This window comes from Shewanella sp. ECSMB14101, from assembly GCF_000773485.1.
Lineage (GTDB): Bacteria > Pseudomonadota > Gammaproteobacteria > Enterobacterales > Shewanellaceae > Shewanella > Shewanella marisflavi.
The window spans coordinates 19,385-41,254 of sequence record NZ_JSFF01000011.1 but is presented as its reverse complement, the minus strand read 5'-3'; the positions used below and the strand labels follow the sequence as shown (position 1 = coordinate 41,254).

Here is a 21,870-nt window from a genome sequence, read left to right as displayed (position 1 = left end):
ACGCTCGAATTAACGAGTACGTGGGCAAAGCTCTTCAGCGCTGAAGAAGTAAGCGATTTCACGCTCAGCAGAAGCAACAGCGTCTGAACCGTGAACGGCATTCTCGTCAATGCTGTCAGCGAAATCAGCACGCAGAGTACCGCGAGCAGCTTCAGCTGGGTTAGTGGCACCCATGATTTCACGGTTAGCCAAAACAGCGTTTTCGCCTTCTAGCACTTGAACCATGATAGGACCAGAAGTCATGAACTCAACCAATGCACCGAAGAAAGGACGCTCGCTGTGCTCAGCGTAGAAACCTTCAGCTTGCTCTTTGCTTAGGTGAACCATTTTAGAAGCAATGATTTTCAGGCCAGCTGTTTCAAAACGGTTATAGATAGCACCAATGTGGTTTTTAGCAACTGCATCAGGCTTGATGATAGAAAAAGTACGTTCGATAGCCATGTCTAGCTTCCTTCATTAAACAGGTTTTTAAAAATTCGCGCGGATTATACGAAATAAAATCCGAAAAACCTACCTTTATAACCAGATGAATGAGACATTCATCAAACTGTCATCAAGGCCAATGGGATCCAGTTAGCACAGCAAGTAGCATAATCGAGCGGCTGCGAGGCTTTAGCCGCTCGGGTCAGGGTTAATACTCATTGATCCAGCAGACTTGAATCGCTTCTAACACCCGCTCATTACAGTGTTCGGGATCATCATCAAACTCATCGAGCGCCAGCACCCAATCGCGCAGATCGGTAAAGCGGATTTGGCTAGGGTCAACTTCTGGGTGCGCTTCAAGTAGCGCCAGAGCAACATCGAGAGAATCTATCCATTTCATAGTAACGCCTCTTAGTCTTAAATGCGGTACCTTAAGTCTAGCCCTTTTGCCTATTTCAGAGACAAAAAAGCCGGTCATCATGACCGGCCTTTCTCTTCTATGCACCCGTTAACTCAGTCTATCCTTCGCTAACCATGTTAATAGTGTATTTAGGGATCTCTACCACAAGATCGCTATCTGGCACCTTAGACTGGCACGATAGACGACTCTCAGGCTCCAAGCCCCATGCCTTATCGAGCATGTCATCTTCGAGCTCATCACTCTCTTCGAGTTCATCAAAGCCTTCACGAATGATCACGTGGCAAGTGGTACAAGCACAAGATTTCTCACAGGCATGTTCAATGGTGATGCCGTTACGCAGTGCAACATCTAATACGGTTTCGCCCACCTGTGCTTCGACAACCGCACCATCTGGACATAACTCTTCATGGGGTAAAAAAACGATTTGAGGCATATTGTTACCTATAGTTTGTCAACCGACTGGCCTTTAAGCGCCAATCGAATGGAATTATCCATACGTTTTGCAGCAAAGCTTTGGCTGGCATCGTCAAGCGACGTTATAGCCTTCTCGATAGCATCCGTATCTTCTTGACTGGCCACTTCAGCCAGGTGAGTCATTCCCTTGGCGATCGCCGCAGACTCTTCGGCATCAAGCAGGGCACCATCTTTGGCCAACGCGGCCGATAAAGACTCAAGCACCCGAGCGGCTTCTACTTGCTGCTCAGCCAACATACGACGCTCGATATCATCTTTAGCATGGGCCATCGAATCTTTGAGCATAGTGCCAATCTCTTCATCGGTAAGACCGAATGAAGGTTTAACCTGAATGGTTGCCTGAACGCCAGACGATTTCTCCATGGCGGTGACGCTGAGCAAACCATCGGCATCAACCTGGAAGGTAACGCGAATATGCGCCGCACCTGCTGCCATTGGCGGTATACCTTTGAGGGTAAAACGCGCCAGAGAGCGACAATCTGCCACCAGCTCACGCTCGCCCTGCACCACATGGAATGCCATGGCAGTTTGACCATCTTTAAAGGTAGTAAACTCCTGGGCACGGGCAACTGGAATAGTCGTATTGCGGGAAACCACTTTTTCCACCAGTCCGCCCATGGTCTCGATCCCTAAAGAAAGAGGGATCACATCCAATAGCAAGAGATCAGATTCAGGCTTGTTGCCCACCAGAATATCGGCCTGAATCGCTGCGCCGATAGCGACCACGCGATCGGGATCGATAGAGGTCAAAGGCACCTTACCGAAGAAACCTTCGACACGTTCACGCACCAAAGGCACACGGGTCGAGCCACCCACCATGACGGTTTCAAGCACCTCGTCGGCACTGATACCGGCATCACGCAAAGCGCGGCGACAGCTGGCAATTGTTTTCTTAACCAGTGGTTCAATCAGGGCATCAAACTGTGCCTTGTCGACCACTTGCTCAAATACCTCGCCCGCAGCCATCGTCAGGCGAGCAGTTACGCTTTCCTGCTCGGTTAGCGCTTCTTTCACGCGGCGACTCTCAATAAGCAGTGCACGACGCTCACTGGCCGTGAGGCTTGAAAGTTGCCAGCTCTGCTGCAGATGCTCGGCTAAGGCGTGATCGAAATCATCGCCGCCCAGGGCCGAATCGCCGCCGGTGGCCATCACTTCAAACACCCCTTTGTTGAGGCGTAAAATAGAAATATCGAAGGTACCACCACCCAAATCATAGATGGCTATCACGCCTTCTTGACCCGAATCGAGCCCGTAGGCGATAGCCGCGGCGGTGGGTTCATTCAGCAGACGCAGCACCTTGACCCCAAGCAAGCTTGCCGCTTCCTTGGTGCCCTGACGCTGGGCATCATCAAAATAGGCGGGGACTGTGATCACCACACCTTCTAACGAACCGCCTAGGGTCTTTTCGGCGCGTTCGACCAAGGGTCTTAGAATGTCAGCCGAAATTTGAATAGGATTAAACTGGCCCGCCTGAGTATTAAACAACGGCAGGCCGTTTTCACTGGCGGAGAACTGATAAGGAAGTGAGGCATCCTTGGCCTGAATGTCACTCAGGCTGCGTCCCATGAAACGTTTCACCGAGACCACAGTATTAAGCGGGTCTTGGGCCGAAAAACGCTCGGCATCGACTCCTACCTGGACTCCATCTTCACTGTAACGCACCACTGATGCTAATGCATGACGGCCAGATTCGTCTGCCAAGGTGTCGGCGACGCCGCTGCGTACTGCCGCCACCAGAGAGTTGGTTGTACCTAAGTCAATGCCTACCGCCAGCCTATGCTGGTGCGGTGCGGCGCTCTGTCCGGGTTCAGCGATCTGCAAAAGTGCCATATCTTTCCAACTTAAAAAATAAAGGCTCAAGCAATATTGAGCCAACTAAACATGAATCACGCTTAAAAGAGAGCGTCTTCCGCTCGCTCGAGTTCCGCCTGCAACTTCGCCATAAACTTGAGCTTACGCACCAGATCGGCGGCCTGTTCCAGAATCGGCTGATCAGAAGACTCTATAAACTGGGCAAGTTGTGCCGTGATGGCACTGCGATACTCACTAAAGGATTGGTGCAGGTGCTCGATTACCTCATCGGGATCGTCACTGTCGGCAATCTCCTCTAAGGCCTCACGCCACTCCATCTGCTGCATCAAAAACCCAGTATCTTTCACTGTGGTCGACTCGTGGCTTAAGTCTATTCCTTTGAGGCTCAGCATATGCTCGGCGCGCGAGATAGGATGTTTTAAGGTGTTATAACCATCATTTACCTGTGCGGTACGTTGCACGGCCAGGCGCTTATCTTGCTCGCTGGCATTGGCAAACTTATCTGGATGGACCGCCCTTTGCAGCTCGCGATAGCGTTCTGACAATATGGCGGTATCCAGGTCAAACTCTGGCGATAAACTAAACAGCTCAAAATAGTTCATGAATCTAGATTCGGTCGCTAAACGGTAAAGCTTTCGCCGCAGCCGCACTCCCCTTTAGCATTTGGGTTATTAAACTGAAAACCTTCGTTGAGCCCTTCTTTGACGAAGTCCAACTCAATACCTTGCAGGTAGATGAAACTCTTAGCATCAATGATGATTTTCACACCATCGATCTCATAAACTTCATCGTCATCATTAAGGTCATCGACAAATTCCAGCACGTAAGCCATGCCGGAACATCCCGAGGTTTTCAGCCCCAAACGTAATCCGATACCTTTACCACGGTTGGCCAAGAAGCTTCTTACTCGCTCGGCCGCCGCCGGTGTCATCGTTATTGCCATTGTTACTCCGACTATTACTTTTCGTGCTTGGCCTTATATTCGTCTAACGCTGCTTTAATCGCATCTTCTGCCAAAATTGAGCAGTGGATCTTCACAGGTGGTAGGGCAAGCTCTTCAGCAATATCCGTATTTTTAATGGCTTGCGCTTCTTCAATCGTCTTGCCTTTCACCCACTCGGTGACCAAAGAGCTAGACGCGATAGCGCTACCACAACCATAAGTCTTGAACTTGGCATCTTCGATAATGCCATTGTCATCGATCTTCAGCTGTAACTTCATGACGTCACCACAGGCAGGCGCACCTACCATACCGGTAACCACTGAAGGATCGTTCTTGTCGAATGAACCTACGTTACGCGGGTTCTCATAATGATCTATTACTTTTTCACTGTAAGCCATGATTCTGCTCCACTCTTTATTCGTTTATCAGCCGGATTAATGATGTGCCCATTGCACTGTTGATAGGTCGACACCATCTTTGAACATCTCCCACAGTGGAGACATCTCTCTCAATTGGCCGATAGACTTGGTAATGGTCTCGATCGCATGGTCAATCTCCTCTTCAGTCGTGAAACGACCGATAGAGAAACGGATTGAACTGTGCGCCATTTCATCGTTTAACCCTAATGCACGAAGCACATAGCTAGGCTCTAAGCTTGCCGAGGTACAGGCCGACCCTGAAGAGACCGCCAGATCTTTAAGGGCCATCATCAAAGATTCACCTTCGACGAAGTTAAAGCTGACGTTCAGGCTGCCGCAGTATCTTTGCTCTGCATCACCATTGATATAAGTTTCTTCGATATGCTTGATACCGTCCCACAGTCTGTCGCGTAGACGACGGATACGAGCGTTATCACTTTCCATATCGGCTTTGGCAATCGCCGCAGCTTCACCCATGCCCACAATCTGGTGAGTCGCCAGGGTACCACTGCGCATACCACGCTCATGTCCACCACCGTGCATGGTCGCTTCCAAACGGATACGTGGCTTACGACGTACGTACAAGGCTCCAATACCTTTAGGACCGTACATCTTGTGCGCTGAAATAGACATCAGATCGACCTTGCTCTTTTGCAGATCGACTGGCAGCTTACCTACGCTTTGAGCGGCATCCACATGGAATATCACCTTCTTGGCGCGGCACAGTTCGCCGATGGCGTCGATGTCATGGATCACGCCAATCTCGTTGTTGACATGCATCAAACTCAACAAGATGGTGTCTTCGCGCATCGCCGCTTCGATTTTCTCAATCGGAATGATGCCGTTTGATTCTGGCTCAAGGTAAGTCACTTCGAAGCCTTCACGCTCAAGCTGACGACAGGTATCCAACACGGCTTTGTGTTCTGTCTTACTGGTGATGATGTGCTTGCCTTTCTTATGGTAAAAATGCGCAACACCCTTAATGGCCAAGTTATCAGACTCGGTGGCACCAGAAGTGAAAACAATCTCACGAGGATCGGCGTTAATCAGCTCAGCAACTTGATTACGGGCGATATCAACCGCCTCTTCAGCTTGCCAACCGTAACGGTGAGAACGTGAAGCGGGGTTACCAAAAATCCCGTCCATCGTCATGTATTGCATCATTTTTTCTGCAACTCGAGGATCGACTGGCGTCGTTGCAGCATAATCTAAATAAATAGGAAGCTTCATCTCACACTCCGTACTTAGTAGTCTTCGCTCGACCACTTACCACGTACATATAGTAATAATTAAATAACAAAGTTAACTTATACGGTTACTCTTTGTTCCTGTTGCATCTTGTCTTGCTTTATTGAGATAAATTGCACATCTCTTTTATTCATCAGACCCGCAAGGCTAATGCCATTTAAAAAATCTGAAATCTGTTTACTCAAATCACCCCAGAGCGAATGGGTTAAACACCGACTGCCGCTCTGGCAATTTCCCAGTCCTTGACAACGCGTGGCGTCAACTGACTCATCCACCGCCCTGACGACCATGCCCACAGAGATATCGCTGGCGTCATACCCGAGGCGATAACCGCCACCAGGTCCTCTTACGCTAGAGACCAATCCATGTTTACGTAATTTGGCGAAGAGTTGTTCAAGATAGGAAAGGGAGATTCCCTGACGCTCGGAGATGTCAGCTAATGGGACTGGGCCAGATGTAGAATGCATTGCAACGTCTAACATTGCCGTTACCGCATACCGACCTTTTGAAGTTAGTTTCATAGCTACCACTGCTCTCTAAAATGCTTAAGTCAATTCAACCATACCTGACTGTTTTAGTCAAGTATAAAACCTAGCAAGTTAGTCAGGTATTAAGGACGTTATCGGAAACAGGAAATACCCTGCTTCGTTGCTGGGGTATTTAACCTGTTTCAACGCAAAGATTCAACGCTGAGGGGCAATAAATCTCACTCTTTATCAAATAATGGGATCAAACTCATCTATCGCTTGCTGACGCTTCTCGGCCGCGGCTTGTTCAGCATCACTAAATTCGCCCACTTCGAGCTCTGGTAGTCGCTCGGTACAAACACTTCCACCCATACTCTGAACCGCTTGACACACCTCTTGTACCTTAGAGTCCATCAGATGCATATGATCTAACATCTGCCCGATGGCATTTGCCACTGGATCGGGATTATCTGGTGAGACAGCATACGCATCAAAGCCATATTTCTTGGCCATCTCGGTGCGGCGCTGAGCATGCTCTTTAGACTCATCACTGGGTTTCGCCACCACACGGGCCGGTATACCCACCACAGTTGTGTCTTTAGGCACCTCTTTCACCACGACAGAATTGGAGCCAACACGGGCGCCATCATGCATAGTAATAGGCCCGAGGATCTTAGCACCAGCGCCGATCACCACATTGTTTCCCAGGGTTGGGTGGCGTTTGCCCGCCTGCCAGGTAGTGCCCCCCAAGGTGACACCGTGATACAGGGTACAATCGTTACCAATTTCGGCGGTCTCACCGATCACAACGCCCATGCCATGGTCGATGAAGAATCGGTCGCCTATGGTGGCGCCAGGATGAATCTCCACCCCGGTCAACCAGCGAGAGAAGGTCGAAATCATACGCGCCGTCAGGCACCATTTGCGCTTCCAAAGTTTGTGGCTGATGCGATGGATCCAGATAGCCTGCATCCCCGGATAGTTCAGCAAGATCTCTAACGTACCGTTAGCCGCCGGATCTCTATGATAAATGGAGGCTATGTCATCTTTAATTCTGGAAATCACGCCCATGGCTCTATTCTTCCTTCGTTGACCGCTTATCTTGTTCAACCACTTGTTGTGCCAATTCGACTTTCTTATCTACCGAGGTCAAGATGCCACGAAGAATATTCATCTCCTGACTTTCAATCCTCGCCCGGCTAAATAAACGTCTGAGTTTAGTCATTACCTGACCTGGATGCTGCTTGATGATAAATCCGGTACCCAGCAAGGTATTTTCCAGGTGGATAAAGAAATTCTCCTGCTCTTTGGCCAGCGGATAATCTTGTTCCTCAACCACTTCAGGGGTCATATTCAGGTGAGCAACACGAGCCTCATAACAGATGAGCTGCACCGCTTGCGCCAGATTCAGCGAAGTATATTCAGGGTTTGCCGGAATAGTCACATGATAGTTGCACTTTTGCAGTTCATCGTTGCTAAGGCCATTACTCTCACGGCCAAATACAATGGCAACGGGTCCGTTTACGGCAGCATTCGCCAATTTCTCACCGGCTTGACGTGGATCCAGCATAGGCCAATCTAGGGTGCGGCTACGGGCACTGGTGGCGATCACCAGACTACAATCGGCGATTGCATCGGCCAGACAATCCACTGTCACCGCATGTTTGAGAATATCAGAAGCACCGGCTGCCAGCGCCACCGACTGGCCGTCCGGTGCGACCTTAGGTTCGGCAAGATAAAGGGTGGAAAGTCCCATGGTTTTCATGGCACGGGCGGTTGAACCTATATTTCCAGGATGGGTGGTTCCTACGAGAACGACACGAATATTGCTAAGCATGAAACAATTTGATTTCTTTCTATAGAACAGTGGATTGATGGTATCACAGGGCGCTAAGATCCCTTAATACAAAAATCTATATTTGATATAACAGTAAAACGACGTATAATGTGCGCCGATTATTTATATCTGTTCTTTAACATCCAGGGGATTGTAATGCATCCGATGCAGACTATTGCTGTGCGCGCCGCTCGCGCTGCCGGCCAAACAATTATGCGCGCTTATACTGAACTCGATCGTATCGAAGTTAGCGCAAAAGGTATCAATGACTACGTGACTAACGTAGATAAAGAAGCAGAAGCTGCCATTACATATCAAATTCGTAAGTCGTACCCAGACCACACCATAGTTGGTGAAGAAAATGGTGAGAATAAGGGAAGTAATAGCGACTATATATGGATTGTTGATCCCTTGGATGGCACTAACAACTTTGTTAGAGGCATCCCCCATTTCGCGGTATCTATCGCCGTACAACACAAAGGTAAGACTGAAGTTGCCGTCGTTTACGATCCCGTTCGTGACGAGCTGTATACTGCCGTGCGCGGTAAAGGTGCCAAACTGAACGATTTCCGTCTTCGTGTCAGCAAGATCAATGACTTAAGCGATGCCATCGTTGGTACTGGTTTCCCTTTCAAGGCGAAGCAGCATTCTGAAACTTACATGAAGTTGCTCACCTCAACTTTCAGCCAGTGCGCCGATCTTCGCCGTGCAGGCTCTGCTGCACTCGATCTCGCCTACGTCGCAGCGGGCCGTATGGATGCCTTCTTTGAAATTGGTCTTAAGCCTTGGGATATCGCTGCCGGCGAACTGATTGTCCGCGAAGCAGGCGGCACAGTCACTGACTTTACCGGTAATCACGGTTACATGAGCTCAGGCAACATCATCGCCGGTAGCCCTAAGGCAACTGTTGCCATGGTCAAGAGCTTCCGCCCTCTACTGAGCGACGCCCTAAAGCGCTAATCACAGCCGCTAATCCTAATTTATGCTAAAAGCCGCCACCTCTGTGGCGGTTTTTTTATGCCTTCAACTTTTTATCCTTGGCAAATATAAAAGCCACACCCGCTTATTTACATGCATATATAATACACCTTATAATACCCGACATAATTACTCGGATATATTGAGACGCATATGCTTAACATAGATGAACCCGCCCATCGACAACCCAAGCTGGCTTTACTGAGATTAGGTTTTCGTCCCTTCTTCCTATTTGGCGCTCTGTTTAGCCTCATTGCCCTGGCACTTTGGGGCAGTTTTCTTACCGGCCGTCTCGGCTTTGCCCCTCACGGCAATCCACTCTGGTGGCATGGGCATGAGATGCTGTTCGGTTTCGTGATGGCCATTGTTGCCGGCTTCTTGCTCACTGCATCACAAACCTGGACGGGGCAAAAGAGCATCAAGGGCTGGCCACTGGGTGCCCTCTTCCTGCTATGGCTAAGCCCACGCATTTTACTGATCAATAATCAATGGGGATCTTTTGAGGTTATCGCCTTGCTGGATCTCCTTTTCGCGCCTGTAACTGCACTGGTGCTCGCCAAACAAGTGATCGCCGTTAAACAGTGGCGCAACTTCGCCTTTATCCCTATCTTGCTGCTGCTCACCCTTGCTAACGCCCTGAGCTACTATGGCGTCAGCAGTCAAAACAGCTTGCTGGTATCTCATGCCTTTCACGGCGCGACCATCTTGATGGTCACCATAGTGGCGTTAATCGGTGGTCGAGTGATCCCATTTTTTACCGACCGAGCCACCCAGTGGCAGAGACTAGATAATATCTCATGGCTCGAAAAGCTCACCTTTGTCAGCTTAATTGCCTTGTTTATTGCCATGCTTATCGGCCAACCACTGCCCGTGATGATCTGCGCCGCCATCGCCGGCATTGCCCTTTTGGTACGCTGGTCTCGTTGGGGCGTCCAATCGACCCTTAAAGTGCCGCTACTTTGGTCACTACACCTTAGTTACCTTTGCATTCCAGCAGGGCTTTTGTTGATTGCCAGCGGGGCCGGCGTCTCAGCGGGTCTACATGCCATGACAGTCGGGGGACTGGGCGGGATGATCTTAGCTATGATGGCCAGGGTATCTCTGGGTCATACGGGGCGTAACCTGCTGCCGCCCAAAGTGATGCCCATTGCCTTTGGCTTAATCTTACTCTCAACGATAACTCGGGTATTGGCTAATCTATACCCTGAACAATTTATCTTCTGGCTGACGCTAGCCTTGCTTGCATGGATCATAGCGTTTGGGGCATTCGTGCTCTGTTATGCCCCCATTTTACTGCGTCCAAGAGTCGATGGTCGACCCGGCTAAGCGTGGTTAAATCGACGGTAAACATTCAGAATGTGAAAAGCGTCACAAACAGCCCCTAGCATAGCGCCCAATAGTTGTTACCATCTATAAAAACACTATTGAGCGCTATTTATGGGAAAACTCTACTCGCAATACGGCTCTAAAAGCCTCAAAGCAATAGAACATTTTGTTTTAATTATCATCGCCATCGCCACCATTATCGCTATCGGTCAAGAGGTAGTGCATATCATCAAGATGGGCGAAGTCGCACTGGCCGATCTTCTGTTGCTCTTCATCTATTTGGAAGTGTTGGCCATGGTGGCCAACTACGCAGAATCCGGTAAATTACCGGTGCGTATGCCTCTGTATATCGCCATTGTCGCGCTGGCCCGTTATCTGATCCTTGATATGAAAGCTATGGAAGATTGGCGGATATTGGCAATTTCAGTCTCTACCTTAGTGCTAGCCAGCACGGTTATCGTGATCCGTTGGGGACAACTTAAACTGCCCTATCCACGTAAAGAGGATGATCACTAGCACCTTGAGGGGGAGTCTACTTAGACTCCCCCTTATTTCAACCTGAATCGCAGGCGACTACCGACCACAGCATGCCCCACTAGCCAACTGCTTTTCTTTTGTAAATCGACAACCAAGTCCCATCGATGCAGCAACATGAATAACTAACCGTTATTCATGTTGTTATAACTATTATTTCCCGTTAAAACTGTGCTACGTTTAAAAGGCTAAATTACTACCTATTACAGCAAGGACTACTCTGATGGATCAAAACGAAGATTTTGAAGAACGCCGCAAATCGCTACGAGTCGACATGGAAGCTGAGCGGGTCCTCATCTCTTGGACCGACGGCTTGGGCGTAGCACACACAGATGATGGGATCTGTATTGATCTGGCCCGCCGCGGCGTACTCATCGAATATAAGAAGCCCTTTACCCTTGGCGAACTGATAGAAATAACCTTTAACCCCAAGACCGATAAGCAGAACAGCATTAAAGCTCAGGTGTGTCGTTGCTCCGAATGTGGCCCCTTACGTTACCAGGTCGCAATGCAAATTGTTTAGCCTTTTCAGTCAACTAAAAACGAGAGTTCAGGCAGTATCTATAACTCTGTTCTATACTAAACAGCATCAGTTCCGTGAGATGAACCTGTGCTACAGTTCGAGGGAGACACGCTATGATTTTGCTTGTTGGGGGTGAAAAAGGAGGTGCGGGTAAAAGTTGCCTCGCCCAAAATATCGCCGTACATATCACTCAAAAATACCAGGCCAATGTATTAATGGTCGACTGTGATCCCCAGCGCACCACCTCGGATTGGATCCAGGCCCGTAACGAAGATGCCAGCCTCCCCGCCATTAACTGTATTCAGCTTTATGGTAAAATCCGTAATGATCTCTTAGGGTTAGACCAGAGATTCGACTATGTTATCGTCGATTGTGGTGGACAAGATAACCTTGCAATGCGCGCCGCCATGTCGGTGGCCACCTATGTGGTATTGCCACTGCGTCCAAAACGGCGGGATCTCAAAACCTTGCCTCACATGGAAGATATGCTCAGCACCTGTAAGATGGTGAACCCTAAGATGGTTGCCACTGTGGTCATGACCCAGTGTCCAGCCCTTCCCAGCCAATACAAGCGCATTCTCGAAGCCAAAGAGGTGGTGGAGTCGTTTGGACTCAGAGTGCTGGATTCGGTGACCTTTAGCCGTAACATCTACGATGACAGTGAAGAACAGGGATCGTCGGTCATCGAAATTGAACCGGATGGAAAAGCCGCCGCCGAAATACGTGCTATTGCAGATGAGCTGTTTGCAATACCACCAGAAAATTCTTATGAGCTTAACTGATCTTAAACGTCGTAAACCTAAACCACGAAAAAAACTATCGGTTGAAGAGTTTATCGAAGATGCTAACAACTATGCTTTTGGCCAACCCAGCCTGGCGAAGCGGATCAAAAAGAAACGCAAAACCAATACCACGGTCAACCAAAAAAAGCAGGCCAGCCGCATCTTTCGCCATGCGACCTTTACCCTAACAGAAACCAGTATCGCTCAACTCAATGAACTGGCGAAGGAGAGTAAGATCGCCAAGTCTCGTCTGATCCGAATGATGATCACCGAGTTCGCCAGTAAATCGAAGCAGCAGCTGCAAGCCTTAATTGAGGTTAGCGAAGATTAGTGATGGCAGATGCGATCGGCGGCGGTTTCAATTCCCGCTTCCGATTCAGTAAACTTGCCCTTTTGCTCAAGGAAAGCGATTAACTCCTGAGCGTCCATTTCACTGGCCGAACAGGTGTGATAACGGGCATTTTCACCAAAGGTTTGAGACATCAACTGAGTCAGTTCCCCTTTAGATACCGCGCGTCCCAAAGAGAGCATAAGTTCCATCACCTGATGGCCGTGTATTGAATCTGACATGATCTTCCTAAAAGACACAAAATAGATATACCTTTTATAGCCTATCTGAAATATGAAAACTTTGATCCGCTTGGCAAAGCCCGCCACTTGTTCTGAATCGAGCGTGGATGCTATGCTGATCTCACTATGGCCTCTCATCTAAACGAGTATTATTGTCCCTATGCCGCTTATCCTATTACTCACCCAACAGATGTGCTTCTATCTGGTCATTGTCTACCTATTGAGTAAAACCCCACTCTTTAAGTTGTTTGCCGAAACCGCAACTCGCCTGCCCCATAAGATATATATCTATCTGATATTTTCAGGGTTTTGTATCATGGCCACCTATTTTGGTGAGCAAACCAACGATGCCATCGCCAACACCCGTGCCATGGGCGCCGTATTAGGTGGGCTACTTGGCGGGCCGGTTACCGGTTTTCTAGTGGGGCTCACCGGCGGATTACACAGATACAGTATGGGCGGTTTTACCGATCTGGCCTGCGCCATCTCCACCACACTCGAAGGCCTGTCCGCGGGCATCGTTGGCTACTATCTGCGTAAACAAAACCGCAGTGAAATGGTATACGCCCCGCTAGTTGTTGCCCTAGTCACCTTCTCCGCCGAGTTGTTACAGATGGCGCTGATCCTCGCCATCGCTAAGCCCTATGTCGATGCCGTTGCCCTGGTGAAGCAGATCGCTTTACCTATGTTGCTGGTGAACTCTATCGGTGCGGCCCTATTCATGAGTATGGTGCGGGATCAGAAAACCATGTTCGACAAGCTCTCATCGGCATTCTCCACCAAGGCGCTAAAAATTGCCGAGCGAAGTGTCGGAGTTCTCTCTAAAGGCTTCGATCAGGAGAGTAGCACTAAGGTTGCCCAGATCATTCTAGAGGAGACCAACGTCGGCGCAGTCGCCATTACCGACAGAAAGAAACTGCTGGCATTTATCGGCATCGGCGACGACCACCATATACCTGGTACCCCTATTTCATCTAAGATCACCCAAGATGCAATAGAGCAAAACTGCGTCATGTTTGCCGATGGCGTCGAGACCCCCTATGCCTGCTCGATTTCACCTCAATGTCGGCTGGGCTCAAGCCTAGTGATCCCTTTACGCTGCGAATCTGAGGTGATTGGCACCATCAAGCTCTATGAGCCGAAAAATAAGCTATTTCTCAATATCAATCGCACTCTGGGTGAAGGGATTGCCAGGTTAATGAGCAATCAAATTCTCTACGGCCGCTATGAACTGCAACAGAGCCTGCTAACCCAGGCTGAACTTAAACTGCTGCAGGCCCAGGTTAATCCCCATTTCCTATTTAATGCGCTCAACACCATTGCCGCCATCATAGGTAAAGACCCGCTGATGGCAAGACAGCTTATCCAACACCTATCGCAGTTTCTGCGTATCAACCTTAAGCGCACCACGGGTCTGGTCACCTTAAGCGACGAACGGGAGCATATCGATGCTTACCTTACCATTGAAAAGGCGAGGTTTATCGACAGACTCACTGTACATATCGATATTCCAGAGAGCCTAAACCTCTATCGACTACCGGCATTTACCTTGCAGCCCATTATAGAAAATGCGGTAAAACACGGTACCTCTCACCTATTGGAGCCCGGTGAGATCTGGGTCAGTGGCAGAGTAGAGCAAGATTTATTAGTATTGGAAGTAAAAGACAATGCAGGTCTGTATCAGCCGGAACGCAATACAGACACCTCAGGATTAGGTATGTCCATCGTCCATAAGCGGATCCAGAGCCTATTTGGCCCCCAATATGGCGTTAAGATCAACTGCGAGAAGGACCGTTTTACTCAAGTTATAATTACTCTGCCGCTTAACCATGCGGCGCAAACGGAACCCACAGCGTGATCACTTGTTTAATAATTGACGACGAACCCTTTGCTCGAGACGCTTTAGATGATCAACTCTCTGCCTATCCCGATATACAGGTGATTGGGCAGTGCAGCAACGCCATCGAGGGCATGCAGGCCATAGGCAAACTCAAGCCTCAACTGATCTTCGTCGATATACAGATGCCTAAAATCTCAGGCTTGGAGATGGTGGCCATGCTCGACCCCGACAGCATGCCCAGGATGGTATTTGTCACAGCCTTCGATGAGTATGCCATCAAAGCCTTCGACAACCACGCCTTCGATTACCTGCTAAAACCCGTCGATGAGACCCGTCTTGCCACCACCATCGCCCGGGTTCGCCGTGATCTTCACCAACAACCCCTTGATGCGGTGTTACCCACACAGCTTGAACATGTTCCCTGCTACTGCGGCAATCGCCTCAAGGTGATCAATGTCGAAGAGGTGGAGTTCGCCTTTAGCGATCTTAGCGGTATTCATGTCAATACAGGGCACGAGCAGGTTCATACCCATCTGACCCTCAAGGTATTAGAGGAGAAAACGGATCTGGTACGCTGCCACAAGCAATACCTGATTTCCCCCCAAGCCATCAGCGAGATCGTCATCTTAGAAAATGGTGCCGAAGTGCTCACCCACTCAGGTAAGACAGTGCCAGTATCCAGACGCTTTCTTAAACCACTCAAACAACTCTTCGGCTTTCACTAATACCGTTACGGGCCTGAAATAACCGCTTAATCTGTTTATTCGACCACTCACCTAAATGTCGGTTTCCTTAAATTACCGACAGGTTACACTCTTGTTAACTTTAAATGGGAGTACTTATTATGATGTGGTTTCTAATGTGTGTCGGCCTGCTACTCGGTGGATACTTCATCTATGGCAAGTTTGTTGAAAAGGTGTTCGGTATCAATACCGCTCGCCAAACCCCGGCTTTTACTAAGACTGACGGCGTTGACTATGTGCCTATGTCTAAAGGCAAGGTCTATCTTATCCAACTGCTTAACATTGCTGGTGTAGGTCCTATCTTCGGCCCTATCTTAGGTGCGCTATATGGCCCAGCAGCCATGTTATGGATTGTTATCGGTTGTATCTTCGCCGGTGCAGTGCACGACTATTTCTCGGGCATGCTGTCGGTGCGCAACAATGGTCAATCTGTGCCTAATCTTGCCGGCAAGTATCTGGGTAAAAGTGCAAAACACTTCATGAACGTGTTTGCCATCATACTCCTGTTGCTTGTGGGTGTTGTCTTCATCTCGGCACCTGCTGGCCTATTAGGCAAGCTTACAGGTTGGGATGTTAGCATCTTCCTAGGCGTTATCTTTGCCTACTACCTTATCGCTACTATCGTACCTGTCGATAAGATCATCGGTCGCCTCTATCCATTCTTCGGTGCCCTGCTCCTCTTCATGTCTGTAGGTCTTACCATAGCGCTGATCGTATCGAGCGAGCATACGCTGCTACCTGGCTTCACTGCCGGTGACTTCCTGTCTAACCTTAACCCGAACGACATGCCACTCTGGCCTGCCCTGTTCATCACCATCGCTTGTGGCGCCGTATCTGGCTTCCACGCGACTCAGTCACCACTGATGGCACGCTGTGTTGAAAATGAATCTAACGGTCGCTTCGTATTCTACGGCGCAATGATAGGTGAAGGCGTGATTGCACTTATCTGGTGTGCTATCGCACTGTCATTCTTCGGTGGTGTTGAAGGTCTGAACGCAGGCATGGCGGGTAACCCTGCAAACGTAGTGTATGAAGCATCAACGGGTCTACTGGGCGCAGTTGGCGGATTCATGGCGATTCTGGGTGTGATTGTACTGCCTATTACCTCTGGTGATACTGCTTTCCGCTCAGCGCGTCTTATCCTATCTGAGTTCTTTAAGATGCCACAGACTGCACTGCCTAAGCGTCTGATACTGGCTATCCCACTGTTTATTATCGGTGCGATTCTGACACAGGTGGACTTCGGTGTTATCTGGCGCTACTTCGGTGTTGCCAACCAAACCACAGCGGTAATGATGCTTTGGACCGCCTCGGCTTACCTACTGCGTCATAACAAACTGCACTGGATCTGTACTATACCGGCCATGTTCATGACGACAGTGGTGATCAGCTTCCTGCTTAACTCAGCCACCCTGGGTGCGGGTCTGCCTATGACTGTATCGACCGTTGCTGGCATTGTTGGCACTCTGGTGATCGCTGCTCTTATCATCATTAAAACCAAGGGCCGCGGTGAAGAAGAGCTTGTAGAAGAAGCTTAACTCAATAGGCTATACCAACAAAAAACCAGTCGCAAGACTGGTTTTTTTTGTTGGTCAAATCAACTCACACAAGCTCAGCCCTTGAGACACTCGGGGCAAATATGAACACTGGCACTGTCATTTGAAAGCCAGACTTCACCTTCGCTGATGTTAACCTGTAGACTCATGTTACGCGTTACCATCTCACCCATCGCCTTGACTGACTCTTCGGCAAGATTCCACACCTCAAGGTTTTGATAGCGACTTAAGGCTTGCTCATTCTGCTGCCACCAGATAGGCACTGCGCGACCACCATAGGTGTAAAGCAGCACCTTATCGGCGCGACTACTCGCCTTACGCAGCCACTTCTCATCACTTTGGCCAAACTCGATCCACAGCTCTATCTCATCGCTTAAGGATTTCTGCCATAGCTCGGGTTCCCCTTCGACACACAACCCCTTGCTAAAAGCCAAGGTATCGCTGGCATTCAGTGCAAAGGCCAGCAGCCTGACCATCATGCGGGCATCAGTTTCCGACGGGTGTTGAGAAAGAGTTAGAGAGTGATCTTGATAGTAGCCACGATCCATGTCAGCAATCTGCAGTTGCACTTTATAAACGGTTGCTTTGGGCGCCATAATGCTCAGTCGTTATGAATAAAGCGCCTAGTTTACCCTATTTAGGCGACTTGTGAGCAAAAGGCGTTAAAGTGCGCCGGGTCGCAGATGCTTCGCCATAGGAAAGTGCGCCTTAAGCTGCGCGACAAATGAGCTGCTGCCATAAACAAGCAAGCGCTCCCCCTTATCTAATTTCAGAGCTAACTCGCTCATCGCGACTAAAGGCATACGACCCGCATCGCGTCTTACCAGCTCTGATAGACGCTCTGGCAAGCTAAGATCGCTACAGATCCAATCAAGGCGCTGCATCATAGGCACCGCCGCTAAAGGTAGCAGATCGATAGGAGTATGTTCTTCAACGAGTAGCAGCTCACCGCTGGCCTCAAGACTCTCGAAGGCCTGTTCGAAATACTTAGGGGTATAGCCGTCGTATCTGTCACCGTTTAAGCGGAAAAATTGCTCCCAAAAAACCTTACGCTGACTAAACACAGGCAGACGCTGTTGCACCTCAACACGCTTAGCAGCAATAAAGTCAAATAGGTCACTTAATGACTCTGGCAGCCAGGTTTCCAGACGGGCTCTGAGTTCACGGGCAAAGACAGGTGCCGCGCCACTGGTGCTGATGGCAACCTGTAACCGCCCTCTATCGACGATAGCAGGTGTGATGAAATTACATAGCTTGGGAGCATCGACGACATTGACCCAGAGTCCAAGTGTCTTGGCTTGCAGGGCAAACTGACGATTTAACTCATCATCTGCCGTGGCCATATAAAGAAGATCTATGCCTTGAAGGTCATCGAGTTCAGCAAATCGCTGCTCCAAGGCTATCTGTCCCTGATTCGCCATCGACATCACGACATCACAGACATCTGGGGCAATCACATGAATATGGGCCTGGGTGCGCGTTAGCAGCTCAAGTTTACGACTGGCCACTTCGCCAGCACCAATCATCAGGATTTTCAACCCATCGGCTTGGGCGAAAATAGGGAAATATTGCATAGTCTAAGTGACTTGTCTCAAATAAGGATAGGACAAGAGTAAAGTAAGGCTTATCGAGCGGCAAGCACTACTAGCTAAGCTGCTCGCTTCGCTCGGCGCTGCAATGCCAACATAGCTCAAAATTTCCTTCATTCATCTCATGGCATTTAACACATTGCCACTTAGGACTCTCGCTATTAAGCGTCTCTAGTTGAGCCCTGGCCGCCTCATATTGTGACTCGGCCACCCAGAGCTCGACATCTTGTAAATCAACTGGCAGCTCGCCAATCCCGCCGAGGAGGGCTTCGCCCTTAAGCTCGACGCCAATACCACAGGCCTCTAACATTCCTTTCCAGGCATGGGCCTGTAACAGGTTTCCGCCGGCCACCATCTTACTGCGCTCTTCCATGTATTATCCCCTACTGCTCTTGCTCTACTGGCAAATTATCAGGTGTTTTGATCAATCGCTCAACATCCTAGCCTTAAAGCTTATTGATTGTCGAGGCGGAATCCGGCCAAATTGGCAATAAAAAAGCCACGATAACGTGGCTTTTTTAGCAAGATTACAAGTGCACTTAGGTCTAAGGCATCAGCGCATCTTGATCGGCGCCTTCTTTTTCAATCTCAACTGGCATCATATGTTCACGATTGATACCCAGTTTAATCGCTAGGAAACTCGCCACATAGATAGAAGAGAAAGTACCCACAAAGATACCCATCAACAATGCCGTTGCAAAACCATGGATCATGGTGCCCCCCTTAAGGAACAGCGCCACCACCACAACCAGGGTTGTACCTGTTGTGATAATGGTACGACTCATGGTCTGGGTGATTGAGGTATTCACAATCTCTTCTGGCGTCCCCTTACGCATCTTGAGGAAGTTTTCACGGATACGGTCAAACACAACGATAGTATCGTTGAGCGAGTAACCTACAACCGTCAACACCCCTGCCAATACCGTCAGGTCAAACTCAAGTTGGAACAGAGAGAAAACACCAAGAGTGATGATCACGTCGTGCGCCAATGCCGCCACAGAGCCCAACGCCAAACGCCACTCGAAACGGAAAGAGACATAGATAAGAATACAGATAAGCGCAACCAATACCGCTAGGCCACCCTGCTCTGCTAACTCCTTACCCACTTGAGGTCCAACAAATTCAACACGCTTTTGCATAACACTAGGATCGACCTCAGAAGCCGCTTCCATCACATGTTCAACCTGTAGGTCGCTCTTCACACCCTCTTTAACCGGTAGTCGAATCAACACATCGCGGCTCGAACCAAAGTTCTGCACCACGGCGCCATCTGTCTCATCAGTGGTCAGGGCTGAACGGAGCAGGTTAAGATCAACAGGATTGGTAAACTCCATCTCAACGACGGTACCGCCGGTAAAATCGAGTCCCCAGTTAATTCCTTTCACCGCCAAAGAACCTAGCGAAGCGAGCACCAAAAACAGTGATAAGCCGCTTATGGCTACAGCGTGACGCAGGAAGTTGATCGTGCCTTTAATTGATAAAATCTGGTACATGGTCAACTTCCCCTTAAATAGACAGTTTCTTCACGCGCTTACCGCCCCAGATAGCATTCACTATCGAGCGAGTACCCACGATGGAGGTAAACATTGAGGTGGCGATACCTATCATGAGTGTCACGGCGAAGCCTTTTACGGCGCCTGTGCCCACGGCAAATAGAATCAAGGCTGTCATAAAGGTCGTGATGTTAGCATCGGCGATGGTCGAAAACGCATTACCATAGCCTTCATGAATCGCCTGCTGAACACTACGGCCAGCACGAAGCTCTTCACGAATACGCTCATAAATCAGTACGTTACCATCAACAGCCATACCGACAGTTAATACCATACCAGCGATGCCCGGTAGCGTTAGTACAGCGCCAGGGATCATAGACATCACCCCTACCACCATCACTAAGTTAGCGGTCAGTGCCAGGTTAGCGATAAGACCAAAACCACGGTAGTAAACCAACATGAAGATAAGGACAACTGCCATACCCCAGATCATCGCCTGCATACCGTTTTCAATGTTTTCGGCACCTAAGCTCGGACCAATGGTACGTTCTTCGACGATAGAAACTGGCGCAATCAGGGCACCGGCACGAAGCAGTAAAGCTAGGTTTTGCGCTTCTGAATGATCAAGGCCTGTGATGACAAAGTTTCGCCCTAAGCGAGCCTGAATGGTTGCGACCGAGATCACCTCTTCGATCTTATCCATTTTCACGCTGCCATCAGGGTTCTTGGCACCATTATCCTTGTACTCGATGAACAGAGTCGCCATCGGCTTACCGATATTGTCTTTGGTCACGTTCGAGAAGATAGAGCCACCTTTAGCATCCAAGTTAATCGCAACTTGAGGACGGCTATATTCATCGAAGGTTGGCTGCGCACCTTGAATATGATCGCCCGTGAGCATCACTTCTTTATACAGAGCCACTTTGCCGCCCTGGCGACGCTCATAGATCTCTGAACCTGGCGAAACACGACCAGAAGCAATTGCTGCTGCGTCAGCCTTCTCATCGACCATATGGAACTCAATCGAAGCTGTAGCGCCCAAAATATCTTTAGCTCGCGCCGTATCTTGTACACCTGGTAGCTCGACGATGATGCGCTCTGCACCTTGGCGCTGAACCACTGGCTCGGCAACACCCAACTCGTTTACACGATTACGCAAAGTAGTGATGTTTTGCTGTAGCGCTTCCTCTTTTACCTGCTTGAGGTAAATATCACTCATGTTCGCCAGCAGCACGTAATTGCTACCAGAGGTGGCATCGAGGAACACCATTTCGTTAGTACGCGTCTTTAGGAACCGTTCTGCCTTAGCAAGATTCTCGGCATCTCGGAACTTAATCTCAATCCCTTTAGGGGTATTGCGAATGCCCGCATAACGAATTTTTTCACCACGAAGATCGGTTCTGAAATCGGCAATTTTGGCTTCGGTCATCTTACGAATCGCTTCGCTCATGTCCACTTCCATCAAGAAATGTACACCACCACGAAGGTCGAGACCTAGCTTCATCGGGCTGCCGCCCATAGACTCCAACCACTGAGGCGTGGCCGGCGCCAGGTTTAACGCCACGGTATATTTTTCACCGAGAGACTCGGCAATCGCTTCTTTCGCCAGTAACTGTTGATCCGCATCGGCAACACGCACCAATAGCTGACCATTTTCCAACTCAGAACGCTTAACAGCAATCCCTTTTTCAGACAGGGTATCGATGACTTGAGTCTGAGTCGATGCAGTAACTTCCGCACCACGGGTCGCCACGACCTGCACTGCGTGATCTTCACCAAATAAATTTGGTATTGCGTAGAAGGCTCCGACGGCGATAATAATTATCACCATCAGGTTCTTCCACATTGGGTATTTATTTAACACACCATCGCCCTCTTGGCTTAAAGTGACT

Annotated in this window: 26 protein-coding genes; 9 read left to right on the top strand and 17 right to left on the bottom strand. The window is 49.3% G+C overall.

The window, feature by feature from the left end:
- Nucleotides 1-9: 9 nt before the first annotated feature.
- The 11 genes from ndk to trmJ all read right to left on the bottom strand — a co-directional run bounded on the left by ndk (nucleotide 10) and on the right by trmJ (nucleotide 8,044).
- Nucleotides 10-441, bottom strand: a complete 432-nt coding sequence (gene ndk / locus NY07_RS09810; protein ID WP_011866107.1) for a nucleoside-diphosphate kinase — start codon at nucleotides 439-441, stop codon at nucleotides 10-12.
- A gap of 190 nt (nucleotides 442-631) precedes the next feature.
- A complete protein-coding gene (gene iscX, locus NY07_RS09805) occupies nucleotides 632-823 on the bottom strand; it encodes a Fe-S cluster assembly protein IscX (RefSeq protein WP_033539177.1) in 192 nt (63 codons plus the stop codon).
- Nucleotides 824-941: 118 nt separating this feature from the next.
- Nucleotides 942-1,277 (bottom strand): ISC system 2Fe-2S type ferredoxin, encoded by a 336-nt coding sequence (fdx, locus tag NY07_RS09800; protein ID WP_011866109.1) that lies wholly within the window; start codon nucleotides 1,275-1,277, stop codon nucleotides 942-944.
- 8 nt (nucleotides 1,278-1,285) lie between these two features.
- Complete coding sequence (gene hscA / locus NY07_RS09795; RefSeq protein ID WP_033539176.1) at nucleotides 1,286-3,148, bottom strand: Fe-S protein assembly chaperone HscA; 1,863 nt, start codon at nucleotides 3,146-3,148, stop codon at nucleotides 1,286-1,288.
- Between the two features lie 62 nt (nucleotides 3,149-3,210).
- Nucleotides 3,211-3,732, bottom strand: a complete 522-nt coding sequence (gene hscB / locus NY07_RS09790) for a co-chaperone HscB (protein ID WP_033539175.1) — start codon at nucleotides 3,730-3,732, stop codon at nucleotides 3,211-3,213.
- Between the two features lie 17 nt (nucleotides 3,733-3,749).
- Nucleotides 3,750-4,073: an iron-sulfur cluster assembly protein IscA gene (iscA, locus tag NY07_RS09785; RefSeq protein WP_033539174.1), complete on the bottom strand. Its 324-nt coding sequence runs from the start codon at nucleotides 4,071-4,073 to the stop codon at nucleotides 3,750-3,752.
- A gap of 14 nt (nucleotides 4,074-4,087) precedes the next feature.
- Complete coding sequence (gene iscU / locus NY07_RS09780) at nucleotides 4,088-4,471, bottom strand: Fe-S cluster assembly scaffold IscU (protein WP_011866113.1); 384 nt, start codon at nucleotides 4,469-4,471, stop codon at nucleotides 4,088-4,090.
- A gap of 36 nt (nucleotides 4,472-4,507) precedes the next feature.
- Nucleotides 4,508-5,722, bottom strand: a complete 1,215-nt coding sequence (locus tag NY07_RS09775; RefSeq protein ID WP_033539173.1) for an IscS subfamily cysteine desulfurase — start codon at nucleotides 5,720-5,722, stop codon at nucleotides 4,508-4,510.
- A gap of 77 nt (nucleotides 5,723-5,799) precedes the next feature.
- Entirely contained in the window at nucleotides 5,800-6,261 is a 462-nt protein-coding gene (gene iscR, locus NY07_RS09770; protein WP_033539172.1) for a Fe-S cluster assembly transcriptional regulator IscR, read from the bottom strand.
- 195 nt (nucleotides 6,262-6,456) lie between these two features.
- Nucleotides 6,457-7,278 carry a serine O-acetyltransferase gene (gene cysE / locus NY07_RS09765; RefSeq protein ID WP_033539171.1) on the bottom strand — a complete coding sequence of 274 codons (822 nt, stop codon included), beginning with the start codon at nucleotides 7,276-7,278 and terminating at the stop codon, nucleotides 6,457-6,459.
- Between the two features lie 4 nt (nucleotides 7,279-7,282).
- Nucleotides 7,283-8,044 carry a tRNA (cytosine(32)/uridine(32)-2'-O)-methyltransferase TrmJ gene (trmJ, locus tag NY07_RS09760; RefSeq protein ID WP_033539170.1) on the bottom strand — a complete coding sequence of 254 codons (762 nt, stop codon included), beginning with the start codon at nucleotides 8,042-8,044 and terminating at the stop codon, nucleotides 7,283-7,285.
- Nucleotides 8,045-8,200: 156 nt separating this feature from the next.
- Between trmJ and suhB the strand changes: the two genes are divergently transcribed.
- The 6 genes from suhB (at nucleotide 8,201) to NY07_RS09730 (ending at nucleotide 12,518) form a co-directional block, all read left to right on the top strand.
- Nucleotides 8,201-9,004, top strand: coding sequence for an inositol-1-monophosphatase (gene suhB / locus NY07_RS09755; RefSeq protein ID WP_033539268.1), 804 nt, complete (start codon nucleotides 8,201-8,203; stop codon nucleotides 9,002-9,004).
- A 171-nt stretch (nucleotides 9,005-9,175) separates the two neighbouring features.
- Complete coding sequence (locus tag NY07_RS09750; RefSeq protein WP_033539169.1) at nucleotides 9,176-10,348, top strand: NnrS family protein; 1,173 nt, start codon at nucleotides 9,176-9,178, stop codon at nucleotides 10,346-10,348.
- Between the two features lie 111 nt (nucleotides 10,349-10,459).
- The gene (locus NY07_RS09745) at nucleotides 10,460-10,864 is read left to right on the top strand and encodes a phosphate-starvation-inducible protein PsiE (RefSeq protein ID WP_033539168.1); all 405 of its coding nucleotides are present in this window, start codon (nucleotides 10,460-10,462) and stop codon (nucleotides 10,862-10,864) included.
- Nucleotides 10,865-11,105: 241 nt separating this feature from the next.
- Nucleotides 11,106-11,405: a PilZ domain-containing protein gene (locus NY07_RS09740; protein ID WP_033539167.1), complete on the top strand. Its 300-nt coding sequence runs from the start codon at nucleotides 11,106-11,108 to the stop codon at nucleotides 11,403-11,405.
- Nucleotides 11,406-11,518: 113 nt separating this feature from the next.
- Nucleotides 11,519-12,187, top strand: a complete 669-nt coding sequence (locus NY07_RS09735) for an AAA family ATPase (RefSeq protein WP_033539166.1) — start codon at nucleotides 11,519-11,521, stop codon at nucleotides 12,185-12,187.
- The gene (locus NY07_RS09730; protein ID WP_033539165.1) at nucleotides 12,174-12,518 is read left to right on the top strand and encodes a hypothetical protein; all 345 of its coding nucleotides are present in this window, start codon (nucleotides 12,174-12,176) and stop codon (nucleotides 12,516-12,518) included. The genes NY07_RS09735 and NY07_RS09730 overlap by 14 nt, the downstream gene beginning before the upstream one ends.
- Here the strand turns inward: NY07_RS09730 and NY07_RS09725 are convergent.
- Nucleotides 12,515-12,757 carry a YecH family metal-binding protein gene (locus NY07_RS09725; RefSeq protein WP_033539267.1) on the bottom strand — a complete coding sequence of 81 codons (243 nt, stop codon included), beginning with the start codon at nucleotides 12,755-12,757 and terminating at the stop codon, nucleotides 12,515-12,517. The genes NY07_RS09730 and NY07_RS09725 overlap by 4 nt on opposite strands.
- A gap of 160 nt (nucleotides 12,758-12,917) precedes the next feature.
- Between NY07_RS09725 and NY07_RS09720 the strand changes: the two genes are divergently transcribed.
- The 3 genes from NY07_RS09720 to NY07_RS09710 all read left to right on the top strand — a co-directional run bounded on the left by NY07_RS09720 (nucleotide 12,918) and on the right by NY07_RS09710 (nucleotide 16,878).
- A complete protein-coding gene (locus tag NY07_RS09720) occupies nucleotides 12,918-14,615 on the top strand; it encodes a sensor histidine kinase (protein WP_033539164.1) in 1,698 nt (565 codons plus the stop codon).
- Nucleotides 14,612-15,322, top strand: a complete 711-nt coding sequence (gene btsR, locus NY07_RS09715) for a two-component system response regulator BtsR (protein WP_033539163.1) — start codon at nucleotides 14,612-14,614, stop codon at nucleotides 15,320-15,322. Before NY07_RS09720 ends, btsR begins: the two co-directional genes overlap by 4 nt.
- 119 nt (nucleotides 15,323-15,441) lie before the next feature.
- Complete coding sequence (locus NY07_RS09710) at nucleotides 15,442-16,878, top strand: carbon starvation CstA family protein (protein ID WP_033539162.1); 1,437 nt, start codon at nucleotides 15,442-15,444, stop codon at nucleotides 16,876-16,878.
- A gap of 74 nt (nucleotides 16,879-16,952) precedes the next feature.
- Here NY07_RS09710 and NY07_RS09705 read toward each other — a convergent pair whose 3' ends face one another.
- The 5 genes from NY07_RS09705 to secD form a co-directional block, all read right to left on the bottom strand.
- Nucleotides 16,953-17,492 carry a YaeQ family protein gene (locus tag NY07_RS09705; RefSeq protein ID WP_033539161.1) on the bottom strand — a complete coding sequence of 180 codons (540 nt, stop codon included), beginning with the start codon at nucleotides 17,490-17,492 and terminating at the stop codon, nucleotides 16,953-16,955.
- A gap of 66 nt (nucleotides 17,493-17,558) precedes the next feature.
- Nucleotides 17,559-18,470 (bottom strand): precorrin-2 dehydrogenase/sirohydrochlorin ferrochelatase family protein, encoded by a 912-nt coding sequence (locus NY07_RS09700; protein ID WP_033539160.1) that lies wholly within the window; start codon nucleotides 18,468-18,470, stop codon nucleotides 17,559-17,561.
- Between the two features lie 70 nt (nucleotides 18,471-18,540).
- The gene (locus tag NY07_RS09695; protein ID WP_033539159.1) at nucleotides 18,541-18,858 is read right to left on the bottom strand and encodes a putative signal transducing protein; all 318 of its coding nucleotides are present in this window, start codon (nucleotides 18,856-18,858) and stop codon (nucleotides 18,541-18,543) included.
- Between the two features lie 172 nt (nucleotides 18,859-19,030).
- Nucleotides 19,031-19,978, bottom strand: a complete 948-nt coding sequence (gene secF / locus NY07_RS09690; protein ID WP_033539158.1) for a protein translocase subunit SecF — start codon at nucleotides 19,976-19,978, stop codon at nucleotides 19,031-19,033.
- A 13-nt stretch (nucleotides 19,979-19,991) separates the two neighbouring features.
- Nucleotides 19,992-21,842: a protein translocase subunit SecD gene (gene secD, locus NY07_RS09685; RefSeq protein WP_033539157.1), complete on the bottom strand. Its 1,851-nt coding sequence runs from the start codon at nucleotides 21,840-21,842 to the stop codon at nucleotides 19,992-19,994.
- Between the last annotated feature and the right edge of the window lie 28 nt (nucleotides 21,843-21,870).

Coding starts and splice junctions, on each gene's coding strand:
- NY07_RS09740 (WP_033539167.1), top strand. CDS start 11,106: ATGGATCAAAACGAAGATTTTGAAGAACGCCGCAAATCGCTACGAGTC.
- iscX (WP_033539177.1), bottom strand. CDS start 823: ATGAAATGGATAGATTCTCTCGATGTTGCTCTGGCGCTACTTGAAGCG.
- NY07_RS09750 (WP_033539169.1), top strand. CDS start 9,176: ATGCTTAACATAGATGAACCCGCCCATCGACAACCCAAGCTGGCTTTA.
- NY07_RS09775 (WP_033539173.1), bottom strand. CDS start 5,722: ATGAAGCTTCCTATTTATTTAGATTATGCTGCAACGACGCCAGTCGAT.
- iscA (WP_033539174.1), bottom strand. CDS start 4,073: ATGGCAATAACGATGACACCGGCGGCGGCCGAGCGAGTAAGAAGCTTC.
- NY07_RS09730 (WP_033539165.1), top strand. CDS start 12,174: ATGAGCTTAACTGATCTTAAACGTCGTAAACCTAAACCACGAAAAAAA.
- NY07_RS09745 (WP_033539168.1), top strand. CDS start 10,460: ATGGGAAAACTCTACTCGCAATACGGCTCTAAAAGCCTCAAAGCAATA.
- iscR (WP_033539172.1), bottom strand. CDS start 6,261: ATGAAACTAACTTCAAAAGGTCGGTATGCGGTAACGGCAATGTTAGAC.
- fdx (WP_011866109.1), bottom strand. CDS start 1,277: ATGCCTCAAATCGTTTTTTTACCCCATGAAGAGTTATGTCCAGATGGT.
- suhB (WP_033539268.1), top strand. CDS start 8,201: ATGCATCCGATGCAGACTATTGCTGTGCGCGCCGCTCGCGCTGCCGGC.
- NY07_RS09700 (WP_033539160.1), bottom strand. CDS start 18,470: ATGCAATATTTCCCTATTTTCGCCCAAGCCGATGGGTTGAAAATCCTG.
- NY07_RS09705 (WP_033539161.1), bottom strand. CDS start 17,492: ATGGCGCCCAAAGCAACCGTTTATAAAGTGCAACTGCAGATTGCTGAC.
- NY07_RS09695 (WP_033539159.1), bottom strand. CDS start 18,858: ATGGAAGAGCGCAGTAAGATGGTGGCCGGCGGAAACCTGTTACAGGCC.
- NY07_RS09720 (WP_033539164.1), top strand. CDS start 12,918: ATGCCGCTTATCCTATTACTCACCCAACAGATGTGCTTCTATCTGGTC.
- NY07_RS09735 (WP_033539166.1), top strand. CDS start 11,519: ATGATTTTGCTTGTTGGGGGTGAAAAAGGAGGTGCGGGTAAAAGTTGC.
- NY07_RS09710 (WP_033539162.1), top strand. CDS start 15,442: ATGATGTGGTTTCTAATGTGTGTCGGCCTGCTACTCGGTGGATACTTC.
- NY07_RS09725 (WP_033539267.1), bottom strand. CDS start 12,757: ATGTCAGATTCAATACACGGCCATCAGGTGATGGAACTTATGCTCTCT.
- iscU (WP_011866113.1), bottom strand. CDS start 4,471: ATGGCTTACAGTGAAAAAGTAATAGATCATTATGAGAACCCGCGTAAC.
- ndk (WP_011866107.1), bottom strand. CDS start 441: ATGGCTATCGAACGTACTTTTTCTATCATCAAGCCTGATGCAGTTGCT.
- secF (WP_033539158.1), bottom strand. CDS start 19,978: ATGTACCAGATTTTATCAATTAAAGGCACGATCAACTTCCTGCGTCAC.
- hscB (WP_033539175.1), bottom strand. CDS start 3,732: ATGAACTATTTTGAGCTGTTTAGTTTATCGCCAGAGTTTGACCTGGAT.
- trmJ (WP_033539170.1), bottom strand. CDS start 8,044: ATGCTTAGCAATATTCGTGTCGTTCTCGTAGGAACCACCCATCCTGGA.
- hscA (WP_033539176.1), bottom strand. CDS start 3,148: ATGGCACTTTTGCAGATCGCTGAACCCGGACAGAGCGCCGCACCGCAC.
- cysE (WP_033539171.1), bottom strand. CDS start 7,278: ATGGGCGTGATTTCCAGAATTAAAGATGACATAGCCTCCATTTATCAT.